Annotated in this window: 2 protein-coding genes and 1 pseudogene; 1 reads left to right on the forward strand and 2 read right to left on the reverse strand. The window is 61.3% G+C overall.

The window, feature by feature from the left end; genetic code table 11:
• Positions 1-66, reverse strand: a pseudogene (locus JF66_RS23240) (transcriptional regulator); the annotation flags it as partial.
• Positions 67-494: 428 nt separating this feature from the next.
• Between JF66_RS23240 and JF66_RS18255 the strand changes: the two are divergent.
• Positions 495-1,049, forward strand: coding sequence for a GNAT family N-acetyltransferase (locus JF66_RS18255; RefSeq protein WP_035880252.1), 555 nt, complete (start codon positions 495-497; stop codon positions 1,047-1,049).
• 136 nt (positions 1,050-1,185) lie between these two features.
• Here the strand turns inward: JF66_RS18255 and JF66_RS18260 are convergent.
• Positions 1,186-1,715 (reverse strand): hypothetical protein (locus JF66_RS18260; RefSeq protein WP_231556501.1); only part of this gene is annotated, 530 nt, incomplete at its 5' end.

Consider the following 1,715-nt stretch of genomic DNA (forward strand, 5'->3'; position numbering starts at 1 on the left):
GGTCGGATCCGCCATCGCGCGACCCAAACGGTTCATCACATCAGCACGGGAGGCAATAGTCAGCATTCACTGACATTACATCGAACGCTGACCTATCCGCAACACCATCAACGCGGTGGGTCCGGCTTAGATTGCCCTAGTGGGTCCGAAATTCCTTGACATAGTCACTGGGGCGTGTCGCCTATCTCCGAGAGCTGTTCAATGTCCAGCATTGCCGGATTTTGCGTGCGTCCAAGAGCTCGCGAGCCTGCAATGGCTGTTGCGTATAGGGGATGTCAGCGGGATTCTCTACGCGACAGGGTAAACGCGACTCACCTGTCCACGCTGGCCACCAGGCCCAGTCTCCGTGGGCCCATTCCCGTATGAGGTCCGGCTTACGGGCACGTTGGCACGGAAGCGCGCTTTTTCGTCCGCAGTCGGACGATCAACCGTCAGTCTGACAAACTGTGCGGGTGACTGGGGATATACAGATAGTCCAATTCAACGATCCGCGGGTGCAGCACCTAACGCTGGCCGGATACGTCGTTGTCGGTGAATCGTGGGGTGCACGCCTGCGCCTCAGCGATCCACCCGACCTGTCGGCACTGGACGCGGCCGTCGTCGCGGCAACGGAAAAGACATTCCTTATCCAGGAACTCGACTTCAGCTGGGCGCCTCACGTCACAGCTCTGGAGACGCTGAATCACGCCGACTACCCATACACGCCAGCGACAGAAGTGCCGCACCGCAACGAGTCCGACATGCTTGAACTCTGGAGATCCGGCTGCCGCTTCTTTGGCGCCATCGATGGCGCGCAACTCGTGGCAGTCAGCGTCATCAGCCTGACCACCGCGCGCGGGGAAACTGAATTCACCTCCGTCCACCCCGCATACCGCCGCAAGGGGCTTGCCGTTGCCGTCAAGGCGGCGTCGATCATTGCCTTGGCCGCCGACGGCGTCAGAATGTTCGGCACGGGTGGCGCTCAGGCCAACACCGGAAGCATCCGCATGAACGAACATCTCGGCTATTCCATCGAAGAACGATGGCTCAGCCTCACGATGCCGCAATAGAACGAAGCAGAGTGCCCGTTAGAGGTCCGGCTTGCGGGAGGTCCGCGTGGAGGAAACACGGGCGCGCCTCGAATTCGTTCCCAGAGACTCGGCGACGCTCAGCCTCTGCTTAGAACGGGCTGGACAGTGAGCCTTGCTAGCTGCGGGCCTTGAAGACTTTGTCGGGGTTCGCGAAAAGGGCTGCGCTGGCGTCCAACGGCCCGCCATGGCCCTGCCCGATTTGAGGAAGTCCGACATGAGGCTCACGCACGAAACCTGCGTCTGGTTTGCCGACGGAGCTGTAGTTGTTCTGGAGTCGCGACAGCCTGCGAAGGGCGCGTGCACTGACGAAAATCCCCGAGAGTAGCAGGAGCGCGCCAGAGACGATGAGGAAAACGGAAAGCCCAACAGTGTGACTTCCAACCCCGAACAATCCTTGCGGCCAGAGCATCGTCGAACCTGCAATGAGGACGATGCCAACGACCAGGGCCGCCCGGGCGAGGACCGTGCTACGGCGGCGCGCATCATCCGCCGCGACCAATCTCTCCGCGCTAGATCGCGTATTCTCGGAGCCCTGAACCGGAGTCTTCCTCATGCCGCTACTGTACGTCCAGAATCCGCGCAACGATAGCAGCCTGATACCAACCGCATCCCGCTGAGGGTCCGGTTCGCGGGCGGTGCCGGACG

It is taken from the genome of Cryobacterium sp. MLB-32, from assembly GCF_000738085.1.
GTDB lineage: Bacteria > Actinomycetota > Actinomycetes > Actinomycetales > Microbacteriaceae > Cryobacterium.